This window comes from Deltaproteobacteria bacterium (genome assembly GCA_016180845.1).
Taxonomy (GTDB): domain Bacteria; phylum UBA10199; class UBA10199; order JACPAL01; family JACPAL01; genus JACPAK01.
On record JACPAK010000001.1, the window covers coordinates 21,218 to 46,216 of the forward strand.

Annotated in this window: 29 protein-coding genes and 1 tRNA gene; 10 read left to right on the top strand and 20 right to left on the bottom strand. The window is 49.8% G+C overall.

Annotation, left to right across the window (positions count from 1 at the left end; translation table 11 throughout):
• Complete coding sequence (locus tag HYT76_00100) at nt 1-1,647, bottom strand: trypsin-like peptidase domain-containing protein (GenBank protein ID MBI2081947.1); 1,647 nt, start codon at nt 1,645-1,647, stop codon at nt 1-3.
• Between the two features lie 114 nt (nt 1,648-1,761).
• Here HYT76_00100 and HYT76_00105 point away from each other — a divergent pair, with 114 nt between their 5' ends.
• Both HYT76_00105 and HYT76_00110 read left to right on the top strand, forming a co-directional pair.
• Nucleotides 1,762-1,992 (top strand): type II toxin-antitoxin system Phd/YefM family antitoxin, encoded by a 231-nt coding sequence (locus HYT76_00105; GenBank protein MBI2081948.1) that lies wholly within the window; start codon nt 1,762-1,764, stop codon nt 1,990-1,992.
• Nucleotides 1,989-2,402, top strand: coding sequence for a type II toxin-antitoxin system VapC family toxin (locus HYT76_00110; protein ID MBI2081949.1), 414 nt, complete (start codon nt 1,989-1,991; stop codon nt 2,400-2,402). Before HYT76_00105 ends, HYT76_00110 begins: the two co-directional genes overlap by 4 nt.
• 19 nt (nt 2,403-2,421) lie before the next feature.
• On the opposite strand, the gene HYT76_00115 is transcribed toward HYT76_00110, so the two are convergent.
• The 10 genes from HYT76_00115 to HYT76_00160 form a co-directional block, all read right to left on the bottom strand.
• The gene (locus tag HYT76_00115) at nt 2,422-3,897 is read right to left on the bottom strand and encodes a hypothetical protein (protein MBI2081950.1); all 1,476 of its coding nucleotides are present in this window, start codon (nt 3,895-3,897) and stop codon (nt 2,422-2,424) included.
• A gap of 110 nt (nt 3,898-4,007) precedes the next feature.
• Nucleotides 4,008-4,499 carry a hypothetical protein gene (locus tag HYT76_00120; protein ID MBI2081951.1) on the bottom strand — a complete coding sequence of 164 codons (492 nt, stop codon included), beginning with the start codon at nt 4,497-4,499 and terminating at the stop codon, nt 4,008-4,010.
• A gap of 102 nt (nt 4,500-4,601) precedes the next feature.
• A complete protein-coding gene (nuoK, locus tag HYT76_00125) occupies nt 4,602-4,907 on the bottom strand; it encodes an NADH-quinone oxidoreductase subunit NuoK (protein ID MBI2081952.1) in 306 nt (101 codons plus the stop codon).
• Nucleotides 4,907-5,416 carry an NADH-quinone oxidoreductase subunit J gene (locus tag HYT76_00130; protein MBI2081953.1) on the bottom strand — a complete coding sequence of 170 codons (510 nt, stop codon included), beginning with the start codon at nt 5,414-5,416 and terminating at the stop codon, nt 4,907-4,909. The genes nuoK and HYT76_00130 overlap by 1 nt, the downstream gene beginning before the upstream one ends.
• On the bottom strand, nt 5,400-5,891 hold the full coding sequence (locus HYT76_00135) for an NADH-quinone oxidoreductase subunit I (GenBank protein ID MBI2081954.1): 492 nt from the start codon (nt 5,889-5,891) through the stop codon (nt 5,400-5,402). The genes HYT76_00130 and HYT76_00135 overlap by 17 nt, the downstream gene beginning before the upstream one ends.
• A gap of 1 nt (nt 5,892) precedes the next feature.
• Nucleotides 5,893-7,101, bottom strand: coding sequence for an NADH-quinone oxidoreductase subunit NuoH (gene nuoH, locus HYT76_00140; GenBank protein MBI2081955.1), 1,209 nt, complete (start codon nt 7,099-7,101; stop codon nt 5,893-5,895).
• A 51-nt stretch (nt 7,102-7,152) separates the two neighbouring features.
• Nucleotides 7,153-8,274: an NADH-quinone oxidoreductase subunit D gene (locus tag HYT76_00145; protein MBI2081956.1), complete on the bottom strand. Its 1,122-nt coding sequence runs from the start codon at nt 8,272-8,274 to the stop codon at nt 7,153-7,155.
• A gap of 1 nt (nt 8,275) precedes the next feature.
• Nucleotides 8,276-8,791: an NADH-quinone oxidoreductase subunit C gene (locus HYT76_00150; protein MBI2081957.1), complete on the bottom strand. Its 516-nt coding sequence runs from the start codon at nt 8,789-8,791 to the stop codon at nt 8,276-8,278.
• 21 nt (nt 8,792-8,812) lie between these two features.
• Nucleotides 8,813-9,319: an NADH-quinone oxidoreductase subunit B gene (locus HYT76_00155; GenBank protein ID MBI2081958.1), complete on the bottom strand. Its 507-nt coding sequence runs from the start codon at nt 9,317-9,319 to the stop codon at nt 8,813-8,815.
• A gap of 9 nt (nt 9,320-9,328) precedes the next feature.
• Nucleotides 9,329-9,766: an NADH-quinone oxidoreductase subunit A gene (locus HYT76_00160; GenBank protein ID MBI2081959.1), complete on the bottom strand. Its 438-nt coding sequence runs from the start codon at nt 9,764-9,766 to the stop codon at nt 9,329-9,331.
• Nucleotides 9,767-9,895: 129 nt separating this feature from the next.
• Here HYT76_00160 and HYT76_00165 point away from each other — a divergent pair, with 129 nt between their 5' ends.
• Genes HYT76_00165 through HYT76_00185 form a run of 5 tightly spaced genes read left to right on the top strand, consistent with a single transcriptional unit; the run spans nt 9,896 to nt 14,812 of the window.
• Nucleotides 9,896-10,717: an MBL fold metallo-hydrolase gene (locus HYT76_00165; GenBank protein MBI2081960.1), complete on the top strand. Its 822-nt coding sequence runs from the start codon at nt 9,896-9,898 to the stop codon at nt 10,715-10,717.
• The gene (locus HYT76_00170; GenBank protein MBI2081961.1) at nt 10,714-12,798 is read left to right on the top strand and encodes an adenylate/guanylate cyclase domain-containing protein; all 2,085 of its coding nucleotides are present in this window, start codon (nt 10,714-10,716) and stop codon (nt 12,796-12,798) included. Before HYT76_00165 ends, HYT76_00170 begins: the two co-directional genes overlap by 4 nt.
• Nucleotides 12,799-13,005: a hypothetical protein gene (locus HYT76_00175; GenBank protein ID MBI2081962.1), complete on the top strand. Its 207-nt coding sequence runs from the start codon at nt 12,799-12,801 to the stop codon at nt 13,003-13,005.
• The gene (locus HYT76_00180) at nt 12,998-13,351 is read left to right on the top strand and encodes a hypothetical protein (GenBank protein MBI2081963.1); all 354 of its coding nucleotides are present in this window, start codon (nt 12,998-13,000) and stop codon (nt 13,349-13,351) included. The genes HYT76_00175 and HYT76_00180 overlap by 8 nt, the downstream gene beginning before the upstream one ends.
• 6 nt (nt 13,352-13,357) lie before the next feature.
• The gene (locus HYT76_00185; GenBank protein ID MBI2081964.1) at nt 13,358-14,812 is read left to right on the top strand and encodes a hypothetical protein; all 1,455 of its coding nucleotides are present in this window, start codon (nt 13,358-13,360) and stop codon (nt 14,810-14,812) included.
• 2 nt (nt 14,813-14,814) lie between these two features.
• Here HYT76_00185 and HYT76_00190 read toward each other — a convergent pair.
• The 9 genes from HYT76_00190 to HYT76_00230 form a co-directional block, all read right to left on the bottom strand.
• Nucleotides 14,815-14,888: transfer RNA gene (locus HYT76_00190), tRNA-Arg, on the bottom strand.
• 38 nt (nt 14,889-14,926) lie between these two features.
• Complete coding sequence (locus tag HYT76_00195) at nt 14,927-15,448, bottom strand: hypothetical protein (GenBank protein MBI2081965.1); 522 nt, start codon at nt 15,446-15,448, stop codon at nt 14,927-14,929.
• A 104-nt stretch (nt 15,449-15,552) separates the two neighbouring features.
• The gene (locus HYT76_00200) at nt 15,553-15,897 is read right to left on the bottom strand and encodes an ATP synthase F0 subunit C (GenBank protein ID MBI2081966.1); all 345 of its coding nucleotides are present in this window, start codon (nt 15,895-15,897) and stop codon (nt 15,553-15,555) included.
• 92 nt (nt 15,898-15,989) lie between these two features.
• The gene (gene atpB / locus HYT76_00205) at nt 15,990-16,691 is read right to left on the bottom strand and encodes a F0F1 ATP synthase subunit A (GenBank protein MBI2081967.1); all 702 of its coding nucleotides are present in this window, start codon (nt 16,689-16,691) and stop codon (nt 15,990-15,992) included.
• Complete coding sequence (locus tag HYT76_00210; GenBank protein MBI2081968.1) at nt 16,664-16,924, bottom strand: hypothetical protein; 261 nt, start codon at nt 16,922-16,924, stop codon at nt 16,664-16,666. Before HYT76_00210 ends, atpB begins: the two co-directional genes overlap by 28 nt.
• A 1-nt stretch (nt 16,925) precedes the next feature.
• The gene (locus HYT76_00215) at nt 16,926-17,153 is read right to left on the bottom strand and encodes an AtpZ/AtpI family protein (protein ID MBI2081969.1); all 228 of its coding nucleotides are present in this window, start codon (nt 17,151-17,153) and stop codon (nt 16,926-16,928) included.
• Complete coding sequence (hemL, locus tag HYT76_00220; GenBank protein MBI2081970.1) at nt 17,150-18,427, bottom strand: glutamate-1-semialdehyde 2,1-aminomutase; 1,278 nt, start codon at nt 18,425-18,427, stop codon at nt 17,150-17,152. Before hemL ends, HYT76_00215 begins: the two co-directional genes overlap by 4 nt.
• On the bottom strand, nt 18,424-19,098 hold the full coding sequence (locus tag HYT76_00225) for a hypothetical protein (GenBank protein MBI2081971.1): 675 nt from the start codon (nt 19,096-19,098) through the stop codon (nt 18,424-18,426). Before HYT76_00225 ends, hemL begins: the two co-directional genes overlap by 4 nt.
• Before the next feature lie 54 nt (nt 19,099-19,152).
• Nucleotides 19,153-20,097 (bottom strand): hypothetical protein, encoded by a 945-nt coding sequence (locus HYT76_00230; GenBank protein MBI2081972.1) that lies wholly within the window; start codon nt 20,095-20,097, stop codon nt 19,153-19,155.
• Between the two features lie 81 nt (nt 20,098-20,178).
• On the opposite strand from HYT76_00230, the gene hpnH reads away from it, so the two are divergent.
• From hpnH to HYT76_00245, 3 genes are all read left to right on the top strand, one after another.
• A complete protein-coding gene (gene hpnH, locus HYT76_00235) occupies nt 20,179-21,225 on the top strand; it encodes an adenosyl-hopene transferase HpnH (GenBank protein MBI2081973.1) in 1,047 nt (348 codons plus the stop codon).
• 122 nt (nt 21,226-21,347) lie between these two features.
• Nucleotides 21,348-24,605, top strand: a complete 3,258-nt coding sequence (locus tag HYT76_00240; GenBank protein MBI2081974.1) for a hypothetical protein — start codon at nt 21,348-21,350, stop codon at nt 24,603-24,605.
• A complete protein-coding gene (locus tag HYT76_00245) occupies nt 24,602-24,985 on the top strand; it encodes a hypothetical protein (protein ID MBI2081975.1) in 384 nt (127 codons plus the stop codon). Before HYT76_00240 ends, HYT76_00245 begins: the two co-directional genes overlap by 4 nt.
• Nucleotides 24,986-24,999 lie beyond the last annotated feature (14 nt).

Here is a 24,999-nt window from a genome sequence, read left to right on the forward strand (position 1 = left end):
TCATGGATCAACAGCGCAGATGGGTAGTTTTTTGTGGCCCTGTTTATTTTTGTAGGAGTCTTTACAGGTATATTCCGGAACCTTGGGCCACTTCTTAGTTCGGTGGGCTTTAATCAGCCATCGAACCGCCCCCCCAATCAGATCAATTGCATATATTTTACTCCCCGCAATAGGGGCATCGAGAATCCCTTGTTGAGTAGGCTCACTTGCTTCATATTTTCGATAAGAATCAGCTGCCGTCAGAATACCAACCAGATTTCCATTGAGATCGACAACAGGACCACCACTGTTCCCTGGGAGGGCTACAGCGGTTGTTCGTAAGAGACCTTCGGCATTCGTCATAAACCGGTTCCCATAAACTCGGCCCGTCGAGGCAAGTAGATCGGACCCCTCTTCTTGAGCAGGATAGCCAATGACAAACAATGGACCTGGGCGATACACGCGAAAAGTGGTGCTAAAGGGAATAACATAGCCAGTACCTATCAGATGCTCATTCATTAACCTAATCTTGACAGGGGTATTGCTCTCAACAGTATCTAGAGTGGATATTCCATGCTCTTCTCCAAGAAAATTGGCCGCAAATGAAATAGGTGGAACCGTTTCTGGCAAGGAAGGGACATAAAGCAGGACAAGATCAGCAGATTTAAGGTTCAAAAAGAGGCGCGATTCAATTTCGTCTGAAAAGGGGGGGAAAGAGATCACCTCAAAACTTCCCCTTAATTCTTGATCTCTTCCTTGATTACGAAACCTTATCGTTACCTGAGTTCTCGGAAAAGGAAATCTCTGAGGATCGTGGGACGCAAACAATCTTGAAAGCTCATGACGATTTGTCAGAATATAGTTTCGGTCCACCACAACACCACTTCCCCACCCTCTTTCTGTTTGAATCATCACTGCGGATTGCGCCGCTCGCTGAACGGTATCCGGCACTTGATCCAGGCGATAAAAGAGTCCCTTCATGACATAGTGAAGAGATGGAAGGTAATCGCACGGAGATTCGACCGCCATTGTTGAGCTTTGTACGCGCCCTTCTTCTGTTATTTCATCATGCAGATGATGATTCCGCCAACCATTGATCGCTCCGAGAAAACCAACGCGGAGCGCCTCTTCAGAGAGCCAGCAGTTGTTTGTCATGACCTCTGAGATCACTGCTTTGGTCCGATCCGGATACAATAAAGTGGGTGATGGAGTTGTAGGAAGAGGGTCGCGATCCGGAGACCAATGATCCAACGCCTCAAGAACGGCGCGTAACACCAACGCTTCGTCTGAATTTATTTCAGTATCTTCAGACAAGAGAGGTTCTAGACTTTGCTCAAAGGCACGATCAAGAAACTTTCGTAACGCATCAGCCGCCGGATTCCCTGTCGTAGAAACGGAAGAACCTCGATCAAGAGTTTTTTTACGCTCCAAGAGAGTTCTGGCAGAATCCTTTCTAAAAAGTGGATTAGAAGAAGGAGAAGCAAGCCTTGCAAACCTCTGAAAAAATTCGAAAGGAACCCCAATTCTTTCAGATGCCTCACGGTAAAGGACTCTTTTGCCTGGATCACCCTCCTCCTGAGCTAGATAAATTCCAAGCTGTCCCAAATTCCATATCAAAACAGGATCATTCGGAAGCTCTAACCGGTCTCTCGAAACAGGGGGTGCCATCTTGCCAATATTTTCGGCTTATCAGGGGTTTAAGTTGCTACCACTTTACTGACAAGATTCTATTTGACATAAAATGCACATAGATGTACATTAAGGAGCATAAAGGAGACCTCCGTGAAAAAAGTGGCCTTCACCGATTTCAGAAAAAGTGCCTCTGAGTTTTTTGACGAAGTGGAAGAAGGACAAACGATCCGGGTGTACCGCCACGGACGGGCCATTGCGGAAATCGTTCCCCCATCGGACGAAAAACGGGCTCCTTCATGGAAAAAAAGTGGCCTGAAACTGACCGTCAAGGGGGCTTCCTTGAGCCGGGCTATTTTGGAGGAAAGGGAGCGGGGCCGGTGAAGGTTTTCTTTGATTCCTCCAGCTTCGCCAAGAGATACATCCGGGAGGAGGGGAGCGATGAGGTTGATGAAATTTTAAAGAAGGCGACAGCGCTGGGTCTTTCGGTGCTTTCTCTTCCGGAAGTCATCTCCGCTTTGTCCAGAAAACTCCGCGAGTCGATTCTCAATCGAGAGCAATATGCCTTGGCTAAACAGGCCCTGCTGGCGGATACCCAGGATGCTGACATCGTTAATGTAACTCCGCAGGTGGTGGGACATGCCATCACCCTTCTGGAAGACAATTCCGTTCGAGCCTTGGATGCCCTTCATATCGGGAGCGCCTTGGGGTGGAAGGCGGATACGTTTATCTCCTCAGATAAAAAACAGCTGGAAGCAGCCTCCCACTCCGGTCTTAAGACAAAGCTGGTTTGAATCATTCCCGGATGATCGGCTACTCAGGTAAAATCTCTGAAAGAGAGGCGACCTTGATCTCATCATCGGTCGCGACAAAGGCCCTCTCTCCATAAGAGGTGATGTCGTAGGCACGGCCAAAACCGTCGGAAACGAGCATGCTGGAGGCGCTTGTCGACATCGTCGTCCAGACCTCAGGGAGGTCTCCGAGCGGCCAGAGATCCAACGGCTCATTCGGGACAAAATAGAGAACCCCGTTCTCATCGTCTCCTGCCAGGACCGTCATGGAGACAGCGTCATTCGAAAAAACGAGGGCTGAGTTGATGATCCTCCCCTCGGGGTTAAAACCGGGTGAGAGTGGGTTGTAGTCCCCCCTAACCCTCGTAAGCGTCTCTTCGGGGGTGTCCCTCCACGCATCCATCGCCTCATCATAGGGCCAACGCAGGATTCCACGCGGCAAAAAACCATCGTCTGACTGATGAAATGGAATCACCAGATGTCTTGATCGCGGGACCTCGACATGGGGAATCGCATCGGCAACGATCGGCACAGACATCTCACCCGAAAAGACCGCCAGACTGGCCGATAACATCCGAAACCTGGTCGAAGATTCCGGGGAGGAGACGAGGAGATTCAGGACCGATTGTTCACCCGCCCCCCTTGCCGTTCCATCGTTGGTCGTCACACCAAGGCAGTTACCACCCATATTGGAGGCGAGTGCGAGAGTACCAATCCCATCCGCCTTCACCGCCACATAGTTTTCGGAAGGATAACATTGAAAATCGATTCCAGGAACGGTGCAAAAAACAAAAAGAAGATAGGGATGTTCCGTCCCCGAAACATCCCTCCCTGTCGTTGTGATACAGATGTTTCCATTTAGGGGAGCCGCATCAGCACCAGAGAGTCGGCTGCGATCAAAATAAACCAGATTCCCATCGAGATCCTCAAGCGGAGGAAGTCCATTCAGGGTCACCTGTTCCTGAATCTCCCCTGTTTCATGATTCAAGGCGAGCAGGCCATTCGTTTGGCCAACCAAAAGAGTGGTGCCCCAGTTCATTAAATTAACCGGCTGCATCTCGGCTGCCACTAACAAGGGATTCCAATTCGGTTCCCCATCCACCATCTCGGGCGTCCCGTCCGGATTGAAACTCAAACGATAGATGGTGGAGGGATTTTCATAGGCCAGAAAGAGATAACGAAGCGGTTCGGTTGGTGGCAGATTCGCGTTCCATGGAGGATACGTCGCCAGGGCTGCGACAGTCCCTTGAGCGGTTGATGGATAAGCAACAAACGAGTCAACAGAGGGCCCCGGGATACGAATCGCCTCTCCCAACCCTCTCGTTTTTCCCCGATCAGGATCGGTATCAATCGAAACCTTGTCGTCATCGGTTGGAGGCTTAGGAGAACCGGCATCAGGCAAGGGCTGATCTGCCTCTTGGAAATCGACACCCCCTGAAGCAAGACAGGATGCGAGACCCACAACAAGCCCAGAAAGTTTTTGGTAGCTCACCCTCATATTGTCTACCTCAAAAAACTGAATCGAGATTTAAATCGATGAATAAATATATCTGTTGTGAGGAATATCTTATTGAAGTCTATTTTCTGTACCCCCATGGTGTACGTCTTTCATGGGCAAACCCGATAGGTTGTCAGTGCCGCATGCAACAAAAGATCATTCGAATCGGGAATCCGACAATCAATCTGATTCGGGAACCAGCGACGCGCCATCTGACCCTTTTCATCCCAAAGAACAGCCGCAAAGCGCCCTTCTTCATCATTCTGAGGATAATATTGAAACTGGAGCAGACGCTTTACAGGAATACGGGTATAGTGACCGGGGCTATCCTTCTTCAAGACAACATCGGGGACCTCGAGGCTATAAAAATCGACACGCCTTCCATCTTCATATTCCACAGGGGTCGGTTGGGAACTGACCTCCATGGAACCTTCCAGATAGTCCACTCGAAGTTTCCGATACATTTGACCGATCGGTTCCGTGGTCGATTGCAATTCAGGTGCTGGAGGTCCTGAAAAATGATCGATCAAAAACAGACTCGCAATACCCCCGAGTCCAAGACCAAAAGCTGTCGGGAAATTCAGTCTTATCCTGTTGAGCATAACGTCGTCTGACTCGGTACTCTTCGAAAGAAGTTGCTAGCAAGTACGTCGCAAGGAGTGCCAACGAAGGCAACGAAGCAAATGGACTTTTGCAGAGGCTTCCTATCCCTTCAACGTCGTCGCCTCACTCGCCTCAATCGTATGGAACTGCCGATAGATCGAGACGACGATGGCAAGCGCCACCGCTGCTTCGGAGGCAGCAAGGACAATCAGAAAGAGGGAGAAGATGTTTCCGGCGATGTCATTCCCATTGAAATGCGCGAAGGCGACCATGTTGATCGAGGCGGCGTTCAGGATCAGCTCAACCCCCATCAGGATCCCGATCGAGTTGTTTCGGGTGAAGATATTGTAGAGGCCGAGCGAGAAGAGGATCGCGGTGACGATGAGATAGGATTGAAGGGAGACCATTATTTTACCTCCCTCTTGATCAACACAATCGCCCCCACAAGTGCACCGAGGAGAACGATCGAAACAACCTCAAACGGCAGGAGATACTTGGAGAGCAAGGCATCGCCAATCGGCTTTACCATCGAGCGATACTCTTCTTTTTCCACAACAAGCCAGGTCCCCTTCGCAAGGGTAGAGAGGAGGAAGAGGGTAAAAAGAGTTATGATCGGAATGCCGATCTTCCGATTCACCGAAAGATTCGTCAACTTCACATCTCCGATCTTCGAGGTCAGCATGATCGCGAAGAGGATCAGGACAAGGATCCCGCCAACATAAATGAGCAGCTGTGTTGCTGCGACGAAATCAGAGGAGAGCAGGACGAAGAGTCCTACCGCACCTGCAAAGCTCCCCAGCAGGGCAAAACCGGAATAAACAATACTTCGTGAAAACGAGACAATCGCCGCTGAGACAAGCGTGAATCCTGCTATGCCTAAGAAAACGAGATCTTTAATTTCAGGCAGCGGCAACATCCTCTTTTTCCTTTTTAGGCGCCTTGTACGGCATGATCCTCTGACCACCGGGGACAAATTTATAAACCAGATCGGCCAACGTCTCCGTCGCTCGCTCAAACTGACGCGTAAAATGAATCGCGCCGGTCGGGCAAGGTTCTGTGCAAAGCCCACAATACATACACTTCGCCATATCGATATCAAACTGTGTCAGAAGCCTCTCCTTCGAGGCCTCGTCCTTCTCGGTCACGATCTTGATGCAGTCAATCGGACAGTCATTCATGCAGGCGAGACAGGCGGTGCAGATCTCCATGTCGACTTTCAAGAAACCGCGAAATCTTTCCGGAAGTGTTTCGGACAATTTCTTTGGAATCCGATCGGGATACTGGATCGTGACCGGTCTCCTGAAGAGATGGGAAAAGGTCACCGCCATCCCCTCGAAAATTGTCGAGGTAGCGTGAGAGATGTTTTTGAAGTAGGAAACAAATGTATCCATATTATACAAACGGATTCAGATGCACCCTCACGTTTGCCGCCTTCAATTGATACCACACCCGATAGAAAAAATAACCCCCTGTCACCACGGCCCCACCGAAAAGGGTGTAACTCACCAAAGGGACTCCTTTTGGAAACAAGACCATCCATAAGGCGGTCCCTAACGCACAGGCAAAACCAAATGGCAAAAGATATTTCCAACAGAGAATCATGAGTTGATCGACCCTCACACGCGGGAGTGTCCACCGGATCCAGATGACAACAAAGACAATCGCGATCGCTTTGATGAAGAAGGTCAAGAACTCCAGGAGATGGGGAAGGATAAAATGAGTCGCAGCCCCCCATTGACGAACTGCCGGTGGAATCTGCCACCCGCCGAGGAAGAGCGCCGTCCCGACAGCGGCAATCAGATAAATATTGGCCCACTCCTCAAAATAAAAGAAAACGAATCGCATCCCGCTATACTCTGTCGAATAACCGGAAACGAGCTCGCTCTCCGCCTCCGGGATATCAAAAGGGGCACGATTTCCTTCGGCCAGGGCCGAGATAAAGAGGATGAAAAAGGTCATCGCCGTAAATGGGTTTGAAAAGAGGAACCACTCCCAGGGATACGCCCCCTGTGCCGCAATGATCTCCTGCATGGAAAGACTCCCTGACAAGAGGACAATCACGAGGATCGCAAGCCCTGTCGGAATCTCATAGGAGACAATCTGGGCCGCCGACCGCATGCCTCCCAACAGGGAATATTTGTTATTCGAGGCCCAACCACTCATCATGATCCCGACCGTTACGATTGATGTGACCGCAATGAGATAAAAAATACCGATATTCAGATCGGCAATGATCAACTTGCTCGAAAAAGGAACAACCACGAAAGCAACAAACATCCCGATGAAAACGAGATACGGCGCCAAACGAAAGAGAATCGGATCGGCGTTCGTCGGAATAATATCCTCCTTCAGAAGTGATTTGATCCCATCGGCAAGCCACTGTAGAAAACCCTGGGGTCCTACCCTGTTCGGTCCGACTCGATCCATCATTCGGGCAGCCACCCGTCGCTCTACCCAAGAGATGATGCCGGCAAACGGGGCCACAAAGAGCATCAGCATCAGGAGGGCAAATATCAACTGAACCCCGATATAAAGGTATTCCGTGGGCAAGAATGCTGGATACGGAATTTTCGTGAGGAGCCAATTGGCAAATTGTTGCATAATTTTAAAATCTCCTCTTACCCCACTTTGAAAAAGGGGGGTTGGGGGGATTTACCTATCTATCTCCGGTGCCACAACATCCAAACTCGCAATAAACGCCACCAAATCAGCAATCATCATCCCTCGACTGATCTTCTCGACGATACTCATCGCCGTAAAGGAGCCAGCCCTGAATTTGACCCGATACGGCTTGTCACTTCCATCGCTGACGAGATAACAACCGAGATCTCCCCGTGTACTTTCTGTCCGGACATAAACCTCACCGGCAGGGGGACGAACCTTCTTGGGGACCTTCACCTGAGCCTCCCCCTCCGCAGGGATTTTTTCAAAACATTGTCGGAGGATCTTGCAAGACTCCCTCATCTCCTTGATTCGAACCATGTAGCGATCGTAACAATCACCCAACGCACCACCTTCACCGGTCCCAACCGGGATCTCAAAATCAAACTCCGGATAAACCGAATAGGGAATATCCTTCCGAAGGTCCCATTTCACTCCGGAGCCGCGGAGGTTGGGCCCCACGAGGTTATAGTTAATCGCATCCTCTTTCGTAATCACACCAATCCCGCGAAGCCGATGGATCAGGATCTTGTTATCGGTCAGCAAACGATTGAACTCCTCGAGGAGAGGTTCGAACTGGTTGATAAATGAAAGGACCTTTTTATCCCATCCCGGCGGCATATCGTAGATAACTCCACCCACACGGGCATAGTTATAGGTAAGCCTCTGACCGCAAAGCTCTTCGATCAGGTCATTCACCTTCTCTCGCTCGCGAAGCCCATGAACGAACGGCGTATAGGCCCCCACATCCATCCCGAGGGCGCCGACAGCGAGCAGATGTGAAATGATTCGATTCAGTTCCATGGAAATGACACGCAAGAATTCGGCACGGCGACTTGTCTCGATCCCCGCCAATCTCTCAACCGCCAGCGCATAGGTGTAGTTGCAGTTCATCGCCGCGAGATAATCGACCCGATCGGTCCACGGCATGAAGCCATGATAGGTCGCCTTCTCCGCAATCTTTTCGATCGAACGATGGAGATAGCCGACATCCGGGACCGCCGTCGTCATCACCTCACCATCAGTCTTCACGACGAAGCGGATGACGCCATGGGTGCTCGGATGCTGAGGGCCCATATTCAAAAGCATTTCTTGTGTGCGAAGTTCGCCCATACTATTGTATCAACGGTGGTCGCGTTGTCGCGATCCCATGATAATCCTCTTGCTCCTTATAATCCTTACGCAGTGGATGCCCCACCCAATCATCCGGGAGCATGATCCGTCTCAAATCACTGTGCTGATCAAACTTGATCCCAAACAGGTCGTAGACCTCTCGCTCGAACCAATTCGCGCAACCCCAAAGCGACTCAACTGTAGAAAGATGTGCGGTGTCCCCTCTCTCCAGATAGATCTTCAGGGTAACGTTGTGCCGATGTTTGTAGGAAAACAGATGATAGACCACCTCGAAACGCTGATTCGCAAAACGATCAACAGCGGTAAGACTGGAAAGACAATCAAAAGAGAACTCTTCCCGTGTCTTCAAAACCTTGGCAATCTCCAAAATCTTCGCAGCGGGGACAACAAGAAAAGGATCTCCACTCGTCGCCGAAGTGACAGGAAGTTTCGCCCCCTCTACCCATTCGATTTGGGAATGTTTTATTAACTCTCTGTAGATCTCTTCGGGTGTCATGGTTTTTTCCTTGAAAGCGAATCAGGCAACCATTTGGGTTTTCTCTCGGTTGCGCAATAAGAATTTTTCCCGTTTCATTTTTTCCTGAATCTTCAAAAGTCCCTCGGTCAATGCCTCCGGGCGCGGCGGGCAACCAGGGACATAGACATCGACAGGAATGATCTTGTCGACCCCTTTCACGACGGAATAGGCTGGCTGAAAAAGCCCTCCGCAATTCGCGCAACTTCCCATCGAAAGAACATACTTTGGCTCCGGCATCTGGTCGTAAAGAATCTTCGTCCGAAGCGCCATCTTGTAGGTCAATGTCCCGGCGACAATCATCAGATCTGACTGACGAGGTGAGGCGCGAGGGACAGCGCCGAAACGATCCAGGTCGGTTCTGGGCCCGCCGGTCTGCATCATTTCAATCGCACAACAAGCCAACCCGAAGAGCATATACCAAAGCGATGAAAGCCGTCCCCAATTCAGCAGGCTATCCACACCGGCCGTAATCACATTCTCCGGAATCTTGTTTTTTAATGTCAGCATCTCAACCCCTTAAGGCACATAACTCGCCTTCGGAACAATCGACTCTCCTTGTCCTTCGGGCTCAATCGCCACCTTCTTCATCCACTCGAGATCCCCCTTTTTCCAGACATAGACGAGGCCCAAAAGCAAGATGAAAACAAAAATCGCGATCTCGACAAACGCCAACATCCCCTTCCCCTCTCCAATCCAGGCCTTGAAGACAGTTCCGACCGGAAGCATCAGTGCAATCTCAACATCAAAAATGATAAAGAGGAGGGCGAGGATATAAAAACGGATATTAAAATTAATCCGTCCCCCTTCGGTCGGGATCTCACCACATTCATAGGTCATAAGTTTTTCTTTAAACGGCACCTGCGGACGAAGCAGTCGACCGATCAGGAGCGAGGCAAAGACAAACCCGGCCCCAACAATCAGAAACATCAATATATTCGCGAAGTTAAAAAGCATATAAGCCCTTTCAAGCAGGGCTATCTTAAGCCCGTCCCTGTAAATTTGTCAATTTAAGACGGCAAAAATTCTGGTCTCAACGACAAATCTGGAGTAATATTCAATAGCTTGAAGCGACGTGGGGGAAAATTGCAGGTCCGATTTTGGGGGACGCGCGGTTCGATTCCGTCGCCCGGCAGGTCAACCCTTCTTTACGGCGGAAACACCTCATGTCTTGAAATTATTTACGGTGATCATTCACTCATCCTCGACGGGGGAACCGGCATCCGTCTCCTGGGACAATCGCTTCCGAAACACTCGAAAAAACCGGTTAATATTCTCATCAGCCATACCCATATGGATCATATTGGTGGAATCCCGTTCTTTACCCCTGCCCTGAATAACGGCCAACCAATCAGGATCTATGGCCCCCCAGGATTAAAACGGTCCCTTAAAAATCTTTTCCCCTTCCCCAAACTCCAATCCAGAAAAAAAGTCCTCGAAATCAAACCACACTCTTTTCGAATCCCCCCCTTTCGAATTAGTTGCCGTTGGGTCAATCATCCGGGGGGCAATTTGGGATACAAGATCCAAACCCCCTCTGGACATTCTGTCGTTTATATCAGTGATCATGAACCATCCCTTTCCTGTCGTCATGGGAAATGGGCTCCTTTAGACGAGGAGATTGCCCGATGGATCGATCACACTGATCTCCTCATCATGGATGCCCAATATTTCGAAAACGAATACAAAAAACGTCTGGGATGGGGCCACAGTCCTATTTCTTATACAATTCAACTTGCGATTCATGGGGGGGCAAAAAAACTTTGTCTCTTTCATCATGATCCGAATCATTCCGATGCTACCCTAAAACAAAAATTGAAGCTGGCGCGAGCATTGATCACCCATTCCGGCACCAAATTACCTTGTTCTCTGGCACAAGAAGGGGCGGTGATCACCCTCTCATCATGAAGAAAGCGATCCTTCTTCCTCTAGTCCTCACCGCTTTTGGTCTCCTCCTCTCTTTTCTGAGACCCCCTTTTTTTGAGACCCTTGAAGGGAAACTCTACGACATCCACTTCACACTCCGAGGCCCTGTCCCTATCTCAAATCAGGTCGTTATCACGATGATCGATGAAAAAAGCATCGGCCAGATTGGTCGTTGGCCTTGGCCACGGGCTATTTTTGCGGATTTGTTCGAAGAATTAGTGGCCCAAGGGGCGAAGGTCGTCGCCCCCGATATCTTTTTTTCCGATCCTTCAATCGGTGAACAAGGAGCCCAGCAAGACACCCTTCTGGCAACCACCCTGCGTCAGTCTCCTCAAATCTACACCGGCTACTACTTTCTCATGACACCTGAAGAGATAAAAGAGAGCGCGCTTGATCGAGAGACTTTGAATCAAAATTTTGAAGATGTCCAAAATGATGCCCTCGATGTCGCCTATAATCCAGATAAAAGTCTTGAGGCGCTCGGGATCCAAAACATGTATGCCCCATTCTCACACTTCTTGGGCGAGAAACGACAGGGTTTTTTCAATATTGTCCATGGTCTCGATGGGACCGTCCGTGCCCTTCCGCTTCTCATTGCTTATCGGGAAAAAGTCTTCCCCTCCTTCCCCCTTCAGATCGCGTTGGGAACAATCGCCAAAAACGACCCGTTGAATTTTCTGAAACAGCTCCGGCTCGATTCCCAAGGCAAATTCCTTGTCAATTTTCGAGGTCGGGGAAGCTCCTTTACACGCATCAGCGCCGTGGATGTCCTGGAAGGGGATCAAACAACTGTCCTCAAAGATCGGATCGTCCTGGTTGGCGCGACGGCAGCCGGCCTGGAAGACCAGCACCCCACCCCGGTCGATCCTGCGATGGCGTCAGTAAATCTCGCTGCCAATGTCCTGGATAACATGATCAAGGGAGACCTCTTAAGACATGACCTCATCACAGAGATTTTCTCTGCCCTTCTGATCCTCTTGATTGGAACCAGTCTCGCGTTCTCGCTCTCAAGATTGAATGCGGCGTTTGGATTCCTATTTTTTCTTGGAGTGACCGTCTTTCAAGCCTTCCTGCTCCACTTCGTCTTTATTAAGTTTCAATGGGTCTTGCAGAATATCTATCCCATCTTTTCTGGATTCCTGGTTTACGGCGGCACAACCCTCTATCGATATTTCGGAGAGGAAAAAGAAAAAAGATTTATCAGTGAAACATTCCAACACTATCTTTCGCCTGATGTCATACGGGAGCTGACCGACAACCCTCAAAAGCTCCGATTGGGGGGAGAAAGAAAAGAACTCACCGTCTTCTTTAGTGACATCCGAAATTTTTCATCGATGGTAGAAACAACGCCCCCTGAAACCCTTGTCAGTTTCTTGAATGGCTATCTGACACCGGTCACCAATATTATCCTCGAACACAAGGGGCTCCTTGATAAATACATTGGAGACGCCGTCATGGCGGTTTTTGGGGCCCCTCTCCCGGAACCAGAACATCCACGTCTCGCCTGTGAGTCCGCTGTAGAAACCATCAGACTGGTCAAGGCCTTCCAGGAAAAATGGGAAAAGGAGTTCAATGTCCCGAGGCTTCGGATCGGCATCGGGATCAATACAGGGGTGATGACTGTCGGAAATATGGGGTCGGAGAGACGATTTGATTATACGGTCCTCGGTGATGCCGTTAATTTGGCCTCGCGGCTTGAGGGGCTCAACAAATACTACACGACAAATATCCTGATCAGTCAGTGGACCTATGAAAAAGTCAAAGAGCATTTCCTCTTTCGTGAGCTTGACGATGTCCAGGTGAAGGGAAAGCGTGCGACAGTTCGAATCTTTGAGCTCCTCGTCGATCCCCTCTCGGCAGAGGAAAAGATGCTCCCGATCTTTGCCGAGGCGCTCCATCTCTATCGGCGTGGGAGCTTCCGGGAGGCGAGGGGACTCTTCGAGAAATGTCTGCTCCTTGACCCGAAAGATGGCCCCTCACAACTTTTTGTTGAACGTTGCCAGCAATATGAGAAGAATCCTCCGGAAGATTGGGAGGGAGTCACTGCGTTTAAGGTGAAATGAATGGAACCAATTGAAGAAGTCACACATGAAATGTTAAAGAAGGCAGTCGGACATCCGATCGAAGTCGTCGCCTTCGGGATCTGTTATCGTGGGAAGCTGACCCAGTTTGATCCAAAGTTGGGGACAATCCGGATTGTCGATGAAAAGAAAAATTATGCCGTCCTGGAGATTGAAAGGATCGAGGGGTTTACAAAGCTGGATGAATAAAACCATGCTCAAAGTATTGGGTCTGTTTTTCTGCTTGTCTTTACAACAAATCTGTCTGGCCCAAACCTCAGAGCCTCAAACCAGCGGCATTCAGATCGTCCTCGTGAAGATCAGCTCCTATACGGAGTCCCAGGAAATCCGCAACGAGATCCTGAAAATCTCGGGGGTCGATTCGATCACCACCCGATCGGAGGCGAAGGAGCTCATCACATTGAGGATCCTTTATTCAGGTCCCTCGGAGAACCTCATCGAGGCACTCCGAACAACCTTTCAAGGCCGTTATTCGATCACACCCAAAAAACTGGCGTCAGGAATTGTAGAAATCAACTTAAGTCTTGGGGGATAAACTTGCATGATGACTCATCACAAATGTTTCAAGCTCGGTGTTGTTCTCCTGACAGCCTGTCTGCTCTCTTGTGATAGCGGATCTGGCACCTCAACAACATCGGAAGTCGTATCGGATCCCTCTGAATTTGACGATGTCGATTTTGTCCCGGCGGATATCTCCCTCATGAACCTTATAGGGACATCGACAACGACAAGCACACTTGAATTTGAACCTGCTGAGATCGGAAGTTCATCCCTTATGGGCTGCCAGGCCCATCAGCTTCTCAAGGAGGTCGAAAGAATTGGCCAGCAAGCTACTTTATTTCAATGCTATATCAGTAATGCCACCGCCTTGCTGCCGCTCGCAGGAATTTTTCTGTCGCTCGATGAATATACTTACGTAACACTCGAACTCAAAGGCGAGGCGTTAAATACCAAGGGATATATTGGCGATGACGGCAAAATGAAATTCCGAATAAAAAAGGGGGTCGCAACTTCGAAGGTTGGAACACTCGCAGTAGAACTATGTCAGAACGATACACAAACAGACGCTTTTTTTCTCCAGATTGATCTCAGCACCGGAGCCGTTTCACTCAACCTGACCCACCGCTACAGGCATAATCTGGACGACCCGGCTCTGGATGATTGGACACAAGTCACCGGGACAGTCCTCATTGATCCGGCTCAAAAAGGAACCAATGTCTTCGCAAAAGTGGAATCATTGGCGAATATTATTTATGCCCTTTATCAAATCAAATTTGATGGAACTTTTGGCGCCGGTCATATGCAATTTCAGTACGACAACGATGGCGGCCCTGATGAGAAGGCCAACAATTTTGCTTCAGGATGTTTTGATGGTAATTTCTCGGGAACGGATCAGTTTTTAACATGCATGCTCTCCCTTTTTAACTCTGAAGAGGGATCAGGGAAATTTGCTGCAACCGGAAACTTCCCTGGCATTACGTTTCAAAATTTGCCTAAATTCCCCGGTTTGATTGCCGCTGGTGAAGGCACAATTTATTGCCCCATCAGTGGTTGCAATCCGGTAACACAAGCTCAACAGGACACATGCAAAACCCCGACCCCCGCGGTATCTTGTTTTTGTCTGGAGACAAAACCTGTCGCTGAGGGCTGCTCTTTTACGGCCGATCGTACTGAGCATTTTACGATCTCCTCCTCTGAAGGAACACCAACATTTACCGTAGCAAACAGTTCTATCTTTTCGTCTCTCGTCGAAAATTTCAGTATGCCCACAGCTGTTGAAACCCTCAGCAAAAATTTTGGTGATTATGCGTGGGATTGCAAAACCCCTTCAAAAGCAGCGTCTGCTTCCATTCAAACAAGCAGCTTCGATTTCAATGGAACAACGTGTGACAAGGTCTATGCGAAAGCGAATTTTGAGGAATCAGAACAGACCTCTTGCTTTCAAGACGAGGGGGCAGATCTCGTCTCAGATATTGCCAAACAACTTGGATTATAATGTGCGCCTGGCAGGATTCGAACCTGCGACCCCTTGCTTCGTAGGCAAGTGCTCTAATCCACTGAGCTACAGGCGCAAAACGTTTCCTGTATATCGTATATTGGGGGATCGAATTCAAATACCTTTTTTTGAATCCGAAAAGACAGAAAGAAGACCGGTAAACAAAAGGAAGGCGATCGTTAACTTACCTGTTGTTTGTGAGCTAAAAACTCTTATGGCCCTCTGAAAGGCATCGTTCACTCCAGAGTAAAAGAGACCAATGACAAATGCCGATCGATGCTGAGGCCACCCAGACTGGTTCATCGCTCCATAAGCTCGCCGCATTTCATACGAAATAATTCCAAGGTCATCGTACCACCGCCGTAACTCCTCTGCCGAAAGAGTTGCACTGGGAAGCGGGTATCTTTTCTGATGAGCAGCGGCACGATTTGCTGCAGATACGAGACGACGGTAATGATACCTCGCTTTTATTTCAAATCGTGAATCCCCTAATCGATCAGCCCAAGGTTGGACCTTCGCCTTGAGTTCTCCAGGAAGTCTTTCCATCCCATCGGCAGGGGTAATCAGGCGCAGCCCGGAAAGTGCCCGAGCATACCGACCGATCCCAATCACGGCATCCTGCTGTCCCCCATCCATTCTAACAGGAGCGTCGTCTTTGACAAAATAACGTTGCGAGGAAAATACAAAAAAAAGCCCCCACGCCAGAAAGGCGAGGGGGCTTTTCGCTCTATACCATGACCTTAGATCTTCCCCTGTAGCAAAAACGCAATAACCAGTGCGTAAATGACGAGGGATTCGATGAGCGCCAATGCGATGATCATCGGGGTTTGGACCTTTGCGGCAGCACCTGGGTTTCGTGCGATTCCTTCAAGTGCAGCGGCAGCAGCTCGGCTCTGGCCTAAGGCACCGCCGAAAGCAGCGATACCAATTGCAAAACCTGAGGCGAGCGCCAACATCGGCTTGACCCACAGGCTGTCACCCGCCGCAGCAGAGGCCACCTCAGCTCCATGCTCTTGGGCAAACGTGACCGCAGAGACGAGAAGAAAAGAACAGAGTCCGCTTAAGAAAGTAATAATCCGCTTCATGATATTCACCTCCTTCCTTCTGAAAGTCCCTGCAGTCTCTCTTGCGTGTCTAAACAGTCCAAAAAATCGGACAAATCGTAGCTTTTATCTAGTTAATGTCCCTCTTCATGTGCCGTCGCGAGCGCGATATAGATCATCGACAGCAAAGAAAAGACAAAAGCCTGGATAAAGGCGACAAACAGACCCAGGGCCATAAAAACAACCGGTACCAGGACCGGTACCAAATCTGAAAAAATTCCCAAAACCAGATGATCGCCCGTAATGTTCCCAAAAAGACGCAGTGAGAGCGAAACAGGGCGCACCAGATGACCGATCATTTCAATCACAAACATGAGCGGTGCGAGCCAGACAATCGGTCCCATGAAATGTTTGAGGTAGTTTTTAAGACCATGGGCGCGAATCCCCATCGCATTGTAATAGACAAAGACGGTAATCGCACAGGCGAAATTGGTATTAATGTTATCTGTCGGGGGTACAAAACCGGGGATGACCGAAAGGAGATTGCAAAGAAAGATATAGATGAAAAGCGCCCCAATGAGTGGGAAATATTTCGGGGCCTCATGACCCATGACCCCTTCCATGAGTCCGAGAATATTTTCGACAGCCGCTTCAAAAATATTGGTGAGACTCATCTTCCCCTCTGGAATCAAACGAGACTCAGGATTCTTCAATTTTCGGTGGGCAAGAAATGAGGCGATCACAATCAAAAGGACAATAAAGGCAGACGAAAAGATATGGACGTTGTGATGATCAATCTTGTCCGTAATCAGGCTGAACCACGTAAAGTCATGCATAAGTAAACCACCAAAGGGACCGAAAAACCTCCCAAAAACGCGAGGGGGGTAACATGCCCCTTCCAGAGAATCAAGGAGATAATCCCGAAGAGAAAGAGGAACTTAGCCACGACCAACAGACCGAGCCTCCCCTTCCCCTTCTCCTGTCCGATTCTTCGAACAATTTTCGCGAGGAAGTATAGATTAATCCCCGCAATAATCCCTCCCAAGAGAAAACTCGTTATGATTTTCACGTTACTTCCTCTTCTCCTTCCAAGTCGCAATCCGGATCAGATTATAAAAACCGCCGATCGACCCAAGGATCAGCCCGATCAGGGTCAACCACGGCATCGTCCCCCACTTCCGATCGAGCCATTGTCCGAGCAAGAGTCCACCGATCACCATGCTGGCGAGCTGAAACCCGATCGCACCGTAGATTCCCCAGGCGACGATGAAGCTGTCTTTTGGAGGTTCTTTTTTCATTCAAATGCCTTTTCTGCTGCCTTCACCGTCTTCTCAATATCTTTTTCACTATGCCCCATCGACACAAACGCCGCCTCAAACTGCGAGGGGGGGAGATAAACCCCGTTCTCCAACATCCCATGAAAGAATTTGGCAAACCGCTTTGTATCACAACTCCTCGCTGATTCCGCATCGAGAATCTCTTTCTCTGTAAAAAAAAGGGTAAACATCGAACCGGCCCTTTCAACCTTCACCGAAATGTTTTTCGCCTTTGCCACCTCTTCCAAACCTTGGGTCAGTTTCTGAGTCAAGGTGTTGAGAAAAGCGTAAGGCTTTTTCTTCTTCAAGACCTTGAGGGTCGCAAGCCCCGCTGTCATCGCAACAGGATTTCCCGACAATGTCCCCGCCTGATAGACAGGCCCTTCAGGGGCGACCAACCCCATGATCTCTCGTCGTCCGCCATACGCCCCGACTGGAAAACCTCCACCAATAATCTTCCCCAACGTGGTGAGATCCGGAGAAACCCGATAGAGCTCCTGCACCCCCCCATACGCAACACGGAATCCCGTCATGACCTCATCGAAGATAAGAAGCGCCCCTTCTCGCTGACACAGTTTTTTGAGGCTGGTGAGAAAATCCCTCCTCGGCAGAATCACACCCATATTTCCGACGATCGGTTCGACAATCACCGCGGCAATCTCTCCTGGGAATTTTTGAAAATGCCTTTCGACAGAGGCAACGTCGTTAAAGTTGGCCACGAGCGTCAAGGAGGCGAACTCCTCGGGGACGCCGGCACTGTTCGGCACACCCAGTGTCGCTGCGCCGGAACCGGCCTGTACGAGCAGAAAGTCGGCATGTCCGTGATAACAACCATCGAACTTGACGATCCTCTTTCGCTTCGTAAAACCACGAGCAACACGCACCGCCCCCATGACCGCCTCGGTCCCTGAATTGACAAAGCGAACTTTTTCTATGGAAGGAAAGGCCTCGCAAACCTCCTGGGCCAGTTCGACCTCTGTCTCCGTCGGGGCCCCGTAACTTGTCCCCTTTTTTAATTGTTTCTTAACGGCATCAACAACATCCGGGTAAGAGTGCCCCAGGATCATCGGCCCCCAACTGCCAACATAGTCGATGTACTCGTTCCGATCGACATCCCAGATCTTCGCTCCTTTTGCTCGTTGAATAAAAAGGGGAGTCCCTCCGACAGACTTGAAGGCGCGAACGGGGGAGTTCACACCTCCGGGCATGAGCTTAAGGGCTGATTGGAAGAGACCCTCTGACTTGGAAGAGTTCATCTTCTGCGAACCCACGACTCGCAGGCATAAAGCAGGCGACAAGACTTTGCAAAGACACGTTGAGACTTATCCAGGAGAACCATATCATCAACCATTGCCCGATCACGAGGTCCTCTCACAATTCTCGCCTGAAGTTTCCCGATCCTTTCGGTCAGCAAATCAAAAAATGCCTGCTCCCTTCCCCTCAAGGGCCGTTCGGATCGTCTCATGCGACGACGTAATTCACTCATGACCGCTTCAGCCACATCGGGATTCCCCGTATATCGGCCAACGGTCACCTGAACTTTTTCCATTTTACGGTGGGCAAACACAGAAGCAAGAACGGCCAAATCCCAGTTGGACGGTTTCAATCGATCCAGTTTTTGAGTGGTTAAATTGTATTCCGCCCCCCTGCGAGGTGGATGGAACCGTGGCCGTGGACTCGGACCGATCCTTGCTTCACCACGCCCTCGAACATTCGGCGCATACCCCCTCGCCGCTGCGGCCCGATGGGAGAAGGTTCCTGTTCCTACAGTCGGTTGGAGGCCAGCCCAAGGGGACCTGGAATGAACAAGTCCTGCGAAACGATCAACACCCGGTGTGGGTCGCCCTCCAAAAACGGCACGCGTGACGTGACGAGCAACACGCCCTCCCAGTGCGACAGCAGCTCTACTTATAGAATGGATGGCCATAATGAGATCTTCCTATTGCAGATACAACTACGAAATTAAAAAAACAACAAAGAGTTAGGAAACAAACCCTCTTAGAAATTCCTTCACAAACGATTCTGAGAGCGGTGGAGTACTCGCTGATAAATCCCACGCCCTTTCTAGCTGGGCCCGGGCAAAATAAAAATCCCCCGATGGATCTTCCTCCCAAAAAATCCGGAGGAGCGGATCTTCTTTTCTTCTGTAAAGTAACATCAGGTCGGCATGGAGTTGATGTGGTGTTGGAGGGACGGAAGTAAAATATCCGACCAGATAGCCATCAGGAATCGCACCCGTTTTGAGAAATCCCTCATAGTGGGGTGAGCTTCGATGTACATAATCACTATAGTAATCAGCGGGACGAGATCGCAATACCCGCTCCATCGCCTCTCGAGCCGCCTTTTGGGCGTCTCCTTTCAGACGAAAGGTCAGTGTCCCTGAATAAACCTCCCGTCCATCATGAAACTCAAGTCGTGGAGCCGCACGGAGGATTCTTTGCTGCCATGGCTTCCCTCGGGCGTTCATGACATCTGCCAAATAAAACAGATTCCTGAGCAGGGAATCGGCAATAATTCTTGAGCCAATAGCACCTCCAATTAAGGCAATCGCGGTGGGAACCAGCGAATTGGTTTCAGGAGAAACCATCGAATATCTGAACTCATTCACAGTAGCATAAAAAATTATACCCGCCACGAGCAATACCGGATGATGGGAGATCATCAGGCAGGTGGCAGCCAGCTCTGAAACATCAAATCCAAATTCATGAAGCGCCACACCTGTGGAAACTTCACGGCTTGAATGGAAATAATTGGCAACCGTACGGGCCATCACTATAGCCCCCCCAAAGAGGGCAACATATTTCGCACGACTCCACCTCGGAGATTCCTTATGAACTGCGTGCGAAAACCCCTGTGTCACTGCCAACTGCAGAAGACTCCCTGTACAAGCAGAAAGGGGAAAAGAGGGGGGGATCAAATCAACCATCGTTCAATCTATCGGCAAATACCCACAAACGTTGCTTTTTGTCTTGATTGGAGAGCGAAGCAAGACTAATCCCTCTCCCTTATGTCGGTTCCTGTTTCCCAGGCCGTGCGGATCATGAGTTATGTGTTGATCCAGAAATATCTGAGACACCGAAAGCGCTATCCGCTCGTCCTGATGCTCGAGCCGCTTTTTCGATGCAATCTGGAGTGTGCCGGTTGCGGAAAGATCCAATTCCCAGAAGAAATACTGAAACAAAGTCTGACCCCGGAACAATGCCTGAAGGCGGTCGATGAGTGTGGGGCCCCGGTCGTCAGTATCCCCGGGGGGGAACCGCTGATCCATCCGCAGATCAAAGAGATCGTCGAAGGGATTGTCGCACGAAAGAAGTACGTTTATCTTTGCACGAACGCAATCCTTCTGAAAAAGAAGTTGGACTTGTTTACCCCTTCAAAATTTCTGACCTTTAGCGTCCATATGGATGGGCTGAAAGAGGAACATGACCATGCCGTTTGTCGTGAAGGGATTTTTGATCTCGCTGTCGAGGCGATCCGTGAGGTCAAGAAAAGGGGTTTTCGAGTCACCACGAATACCACCCTGTTCGATGACGCGGACCCCGAGCGGGTTCGCGAGATGTTTGATTATCTCTCGGAACTCGGTGTGGAAGGGATGATGATCTCACCCGGCTACTCTTACGAAAAGGCGCCGGATCAGGAACATTTCCTGAAACGCGAAAGAACCCGTCAGCTCTTTTCCCAAATCCTGTCAAACCCGAAGAAAAAATGGCAGTTCAATCAATCACCTCTTTTCTTACGATTTCTGCAGGGAAAGGAAGACTACGAGTGCACCCCTTGGGGAAATCCCACCTATAACGTCTTTGGTTGGCAAAAGCCGTGCTACCTGCTGAGTGACGCTGGTTATGCAAAGACCTTCAAGGAACTGATGGAAGAAACCCCATGGCAAAAGTATGGCACGGGCCGCTATGAGAAATGTGCCGATTGCATGGTCCATTGCGGCTATGAGGCATCGGCAGTCGAAGAGACCTTCTCCTCATGGAAAGGTTTTTCAAAAACGGTCCGCATGACCCTTTTTGGGGACAAGGAACCCCAGGTAGGTCCCGTCTCAAATTGATAAAATTATCATTCTGAGAAAGGGGGTTAGAAGGGAGGAGCCGTTAAGCAGATGATATCTGCAACCTTTGTATCACGGCCCTCAGACGGCTTTTGGCATGAGAATTGCTTATCTAGTCTAGTATGGATCTTAGAGGAGTGCTGTTCTGGCTCCTCGGGGGTCTCGTAAGTATCGTCTGTTGTCCCCCCACCCTCGTTGCAGGCCCATCAAAACAAATCGGACAAGTTCTACCAAAAACCTGTGCGGGACTTCAAAAAGGGATCGTGGATCATTGTTGCGATAACTTTAAAGGAAAGAAGGTTCAAAAAACTTCGACGACAGCAAATCCACTTCAAAACGAGGTTCGGGTCAGAAATATCACCGTCACCGATTGTCTCGGAGGTCACTACAAAGTCAAATGTGTCGATCAACATGGAAACGATCTGACACACCTTCCACACGACAAGAGAAACAAGAAAAAATTTACGAAGACCAAGCTAAAGGGTTCCTCCGACCCTACTTGTCTTGTTTACGAAAAGGAATTTACAAAACGAGGTTGTGAAAAGAAAATCCCGGAAATTGTCTGCCCTGCAGAGGTCACGAGTGAATCGGTTACGATAGCCAACATACCAACCTGCCAGGAGGTACAAAATCGGGCAAGGATCACCTGTCCAAAACTCCCAGAAATTAATACGGAGGCGCTCGATACCTCCGTGAGCCTTGAACCGACAGCAGGGTCATCCGCCACCCCCTTCTCTACCGATGACAACCCCGAAAATACCTATACAGGGGAGATCCCTTCTGTCTTTACAAACATCCCCGAGGAAGATCGGCATCAAGTTTTGGATGTCCTTCGATTCGAGCTTCCTGCAAATTCTCTTCGATATTGGATTGCCCGATCTGCCTTTCGCGTCGCTGTCCAGCAACTCCCCGATGCCGCTGTCTTGGGGGGTGCGTTGGAGGGAGCCTTGTCGTGTGACACGGATCAACTATTCTGTGAAATAAGACCGCTGGGGCTTATCGATCTGGATGAGGCCTTGAGCGCATCACTTTCAGAATTGGAAAGCGACACCGAGTACCGTGATGACATGAGAGAGTTTCGGATCACCGGTCTCTCCTACTCAGAGGATTGGATCGATATCGACTGGACAGGCTGGATTTCGATCACATCCACGGGGGATTGGGGATTTGATCTCAAGAACCAGGCACGATTCAATTTTCTCCCCACACACTTTCCTGAAAATGGATACGAAACAAGCACTGAGAACAACCCCCTCGCAACCACTCAGATGATCAATGGACTCCCATGGTCGCTTTGTAGCGCCACAGCCGCCTTGGCAGAAAATGGACAGTATTATGGATACAAAAAACCATTTTCCACCACCTGCAATAGCACGACAAATCAGTATAAAAATTTTGGTATCCTTGATGAATTTCCTCGACCGATCGACCCGCTTCCCCTTTCGGAACATATCGAGGAGTCTGAGGAGGCGGGAGGAAATCCTTTTTCATTTGCGACACGTTGCTATGACATGCCTTGGGCCTCCATCGTTGCCGCTGGCCCATCTGGTGCTATGCCTCTGATGGATAATGCAGACCTCACCTTCCCCGTAACCAATGCCACTGGGACCTTAACTGAACCTGAATTCACATCTCTACGGACGAGCACAGCCCAATTTGGTTGTGCTGGCCAAGAGTACGCATTTAGAAGCGACCTGCCAGGACTTGCCTATCTACCTATTGAATCGGATTTCATTGAGCTGGGACTTGCACTCGAACATTACGTCGTCTCTGCCGCTGGAACTGATTTCGCCGCAACCCTGAAGCTAGGTGGATTTGAAGCAAATATCCATCCGGGGGTTTTAAATATCGAATTTCGCGTTTTGGTCGAGATCTCTGAGTGGATCGAAGAGAATGTCTGGGGGGGATGGCTGATCGGCTGGGCCCTGCGGTGGGTCGAGAGAATCTTCTCCGGCCTTGTCACCATCATGGCCAATGGATTTAATATGACGATTCTCTGGTCGCTCCCCTCCACCTATGAGATTGAGGCAAATGACATCACCGCCAACATCCATGGAGTCATCCGACAGATCCCCTATCTGGATGATGGAATCACCGAGGAAGCGAGACAAGAGGGGATCGCGATCGGAACACGACGTCTCGTCACGTCAACACCAAGCGTCACGCGCCCTGCCATCTCCTCCAGCTGGTATTTTGACGAATGCTCCGAGAGCTACACCGCATTGGGAGAGGGACGCTTTATCGATGCGCTTCTCTCGTTGCTGGGAGGCTGCCTCTTCGAACAGGCAGCCAACCTCATTCGGTATGTGACCTCACCGATTGTGACCGTCTTCATCGATTTTGCCGATTGGTTATTTGATTTCATGAACGCTATCCAAGGCGCCATTAATCAAACCCTGATCACAAATGTCGACCGTATCCAGGAACAGAACGACTTCGCAGGACTCATTCAGACGTCAGTGGAACAAAGTTATTACCAAAGCAGTTACCTGACAGAGGAGGTCGTCCCGCCTGATGCCGAATCGATCGTGAACCGCCTTCCCTATCCTTATAGCCAAGCCTGCACGATCGCAGGTCCTGAATCAGGGGCCTGTGAAATCATGGAACTGATGCTGGGAGGACCACTCGTCGCAAGACACAGCAGTCGTCTAGAAATCAATCGTATCGGGGCCAAGACACACTACCGAAGCTACAGTGACTTTACCGATTATTTGGAGTCTGGAGAGGAATTGGATTTTAATTTTCCACCGGTTCGATTCTGCACGGGAGGAGACAACCCCCCTGCCGATGAATCGGTCTATCCCTTCACGAAGGCGGAGATTGATAGTTTTAGTACCTTCGAAGAGATCAAGATTGACACCCCTGGAAATTGGCAAAATCAGTGTGCCTATTTTATCGATGTCAAACCACAATTCTGTATTGCCGTGGATAATCCGACTCCCGTTCCAACCCCGACGGAAGAATCGTATGGACTTTTTTTCGCCCCGACGTTGCAAACGGTTCTTCTGGTCAATGAAATCTTCTTCTGCCCTGAAAATTCCTGGTGCAATATCAGACTCCCAAACCTGAGACGGCGGGCTGAGGCAGCGGCCTGCTCTGTTCTCGCGGATACCTGGTACCATCAGATCGTCCTCCCCGGTGACGCAACAACCCCTTCAGACGTTAACCTGCTCCAATCACTCACAGGGAGTGATAGCAGCGCGAGGACAACCGTCGAAGAGGTACTCGGGAGGGCAGGATATAGTGACGAAGAGATCGAGCGGATGATCGGTTTTGCCAGCAGCTGCCGGACGGTTTTTGAAGAGGCAGGCGGCACGATCCCAACAGCCCCCGAAAGGAACCCCTGTCAGCCACCTGCTGAGGAGGGGGGATCTCCATGAAACGCATTCTCATTTTGTTGGGAAGCCTCCTTGTCATATTAGTGAGCCTCTGGTTTTTTCTTCAACCGCGAATCACTCAACTCAAGAAAACAGGGCTAAAATTTGAATCCAGAGATTTTGAGAAGATCGAGACAACACGAAACCTTCAAGGCCAATATCTCACCTTAAAAGAACACTACCAATCCTTCCTGGGACGAAAGGAGAAAAGAGAACCAAGGCGACATTTCCCTCTTTCTCATGCCGTTGGAATTTACGACTCCAGAAAATTAATGACCCTCTCTTCGGCACGGCGAAATCGTTTAGAGGAGAAAGCTGCCAAGATAAAAAAGCGTCTCGGAAAAGCAGACCTTGTCTCGGTTCTCCGATCTTTACAGCGTTAGAATTTACGGTAAAG

What these genes read in the sequence shown, in the direction of transcription:
- HYT76_00155 (MBI2081958.1), bottom strand. Translation starts at nt 9,319, where the DNA reads ATGCTGACATTAAAAAACAAGATTCCGGAGAATGTGATTACGGCCGGT.
- HYT76_00150 (MBI2081957.1), bottom strand. Translation starts at nt 8,791, where the DNA reads ATGACACCCGAAGAGATCTACAGAGAGTTAATAAAACATTCCCAAATC.
- HYT76_00215 (MBI2081969.1), bottom strand. Translation starts at nt 17,153, where the DNA reads ATGAAAAAAGAACCTCCAAAAGACAGCTTCATCGTCGCCTGGGGAATC.
- HYT76_00135 (MBI2081954.1), bottom strand. Translation starts at nt 5,891, where the DNA reads ATGGATACATTTGTTTCCTACTTCAAAAACATCTCTCACGCTACCTCG.
- HYT76_00130 (MBI2081953.1), bottom strand. Translation starts at nt 5,416, where the DNA reads ATGTTGCCGCTGCCTGAAATTAAAGATCTCGTTTTCTTAGGCATAGCA.
- HYT76_00230 (MBI2081972.1), bottom strand. Translation starts at nt 20,097, where the DNA reads ATGGTTGATTTGATCCCCCCCTCTTTTCCCCTTTCTGCTTGTACAGGG.
- HYT76_00245 (MBI2081975.1), top strand. Translation starts at nt 24,602, where the DNA reads ATGAAACGCATTCTCATTTTGTTGGGAAGCCTCCTTGTCATATTAGTG.
- hpnH (MBI2081973.1), top strand. Translation starts at nt 20,179, where the DNA reads ATGTCGGTTCCTGTTTCCCAGGCCGTGCGGATCATGAGTTATGTGTTG.
- HYT76_00115 (MBI2081950.1), bottom strand. Translation starts at nt 3,897, where the DNA reads ATGAGGGTGAGCTACCAAAAACTTTCTGGGCTTGTTGTGGGTCTCGCA.
- HYT76_00225 (MBI2081971.1), bottom strand. Translation starts at nt 19,098, where the DNA reads ATGGCCATCCATTCTATAAGTAGAGCTGCTGTCGCACTGGGAGGGCGT.
- HYT76_00160 (MBI2081959.1), bottom strand. Translation starts at nt 9,766, where the DNA reads ATGCTTTTTAACTTCGCGAATATATTGATGTTTCTGATTGTTGGGGCC.
- HYT76_00100 (MBI2081947.1), bottom strand. Translation starts at nt 1,647, where the DNA reads ATGGCACCCCCTGTTTCGAGAGACCGGTTAGAGCTTCCGAATGATCCT.
- nuoK (MBI2081952.1), bottom strand. Translation starts at nt 4,907, where the DNA reads ATGGTCTCCCTTCAATCCTATCTCATCGTCACCGCGATCCTCTTCTCG.
- HYT76_00185 (MBI2081964.1), top strand. Translation starts at nt 13,358, where the DNA reads ATGATGACTCATCACAAATGTTTCAAGCTCGGTGTTGTTCTCCTGACA.
- atpB (MBI2081967.1), bottom strand. Translation starts at nt 16,691, where the DNA reads ATGCATGACTTTACGTGGTTCAGCCTGATTACGGACAAGATTGATCAT.
- HYT76_00195 (MBI2081965.1), bottom strand. Translation starts at nt 15,448, where the DNA reads ATGGATGGGGGACAGCAGGATGCCGTGATTGGGATCGGTCGGTATGCT.
- HYT76_00175 (MBI2081962.1), top strand. Translation starts at nt 12,799, where the DNA reads ATGGAACCAATTGAAGAAGTCACACATGAAATGTTAAAGAAGGCAGTC.
- hemL (MBI2081970.1), bottom strand. Translation starts at nt 18,427, where the DNA reads ATGAACTCTTCCAAGTCAGAGGGTCTCTTCCAATCAGCCCTTAAGCTC.
- HYT76_00120 (MBI2081951.1), bottom strand. Translation starts at nt 4,499, where the DNA reads ATGCTCAACAGGATAAGACTGAATTTCCCGACAGCTTTTGGTCTTGGA.
- nuoH (MBI2081955.1), bottom strand. Translation starts at nt 7,101, where the DNA reads ATGCAACAATTTGCCAATTGGCTCCTCACGAAAATTCCGTATCCAGCA.
- HYT76_00145 (MBI2081956.1), bottom strand. Translation starts at nt 8,274, where the DNA reads ATGGGCGAACTTCGCACACAAGAAATGCTTTTGAATATGGGCCCTCAG.
- HYT76_00180 (MBI2081963.1), top strand. Translation starts at nt 12,998, where the DNA reads ATGAATAAAACCATGCTCAAAGTATTGGGTCTGTTTTTCTGCTTGTCT.
- HYT76_00240 (MBI2081974.1), top strand. Translation starts at nt 21,348, where the DNA reads ATGGATCTTAGAGGAGTGCTGTTCTGGCTCCTCGGGGGTCTCGTAAGT.
- HYT76_00200 (MBI2081966.1), bottom strand. Translation starts at nt 15,897, where the DNA reads ATGAAGCGGATTATTACTTTCTTAAGCGGACTCTGTTCTTTTCTTCTC.
- HYT76_00170 (MBI2081961.1), top strand. Translation starts at nt 10,714, where the DNA reads ATGAAGAAAGCGATCCTTCTTCCTCTAGTCCTCACCGCTTTTGGTCTC.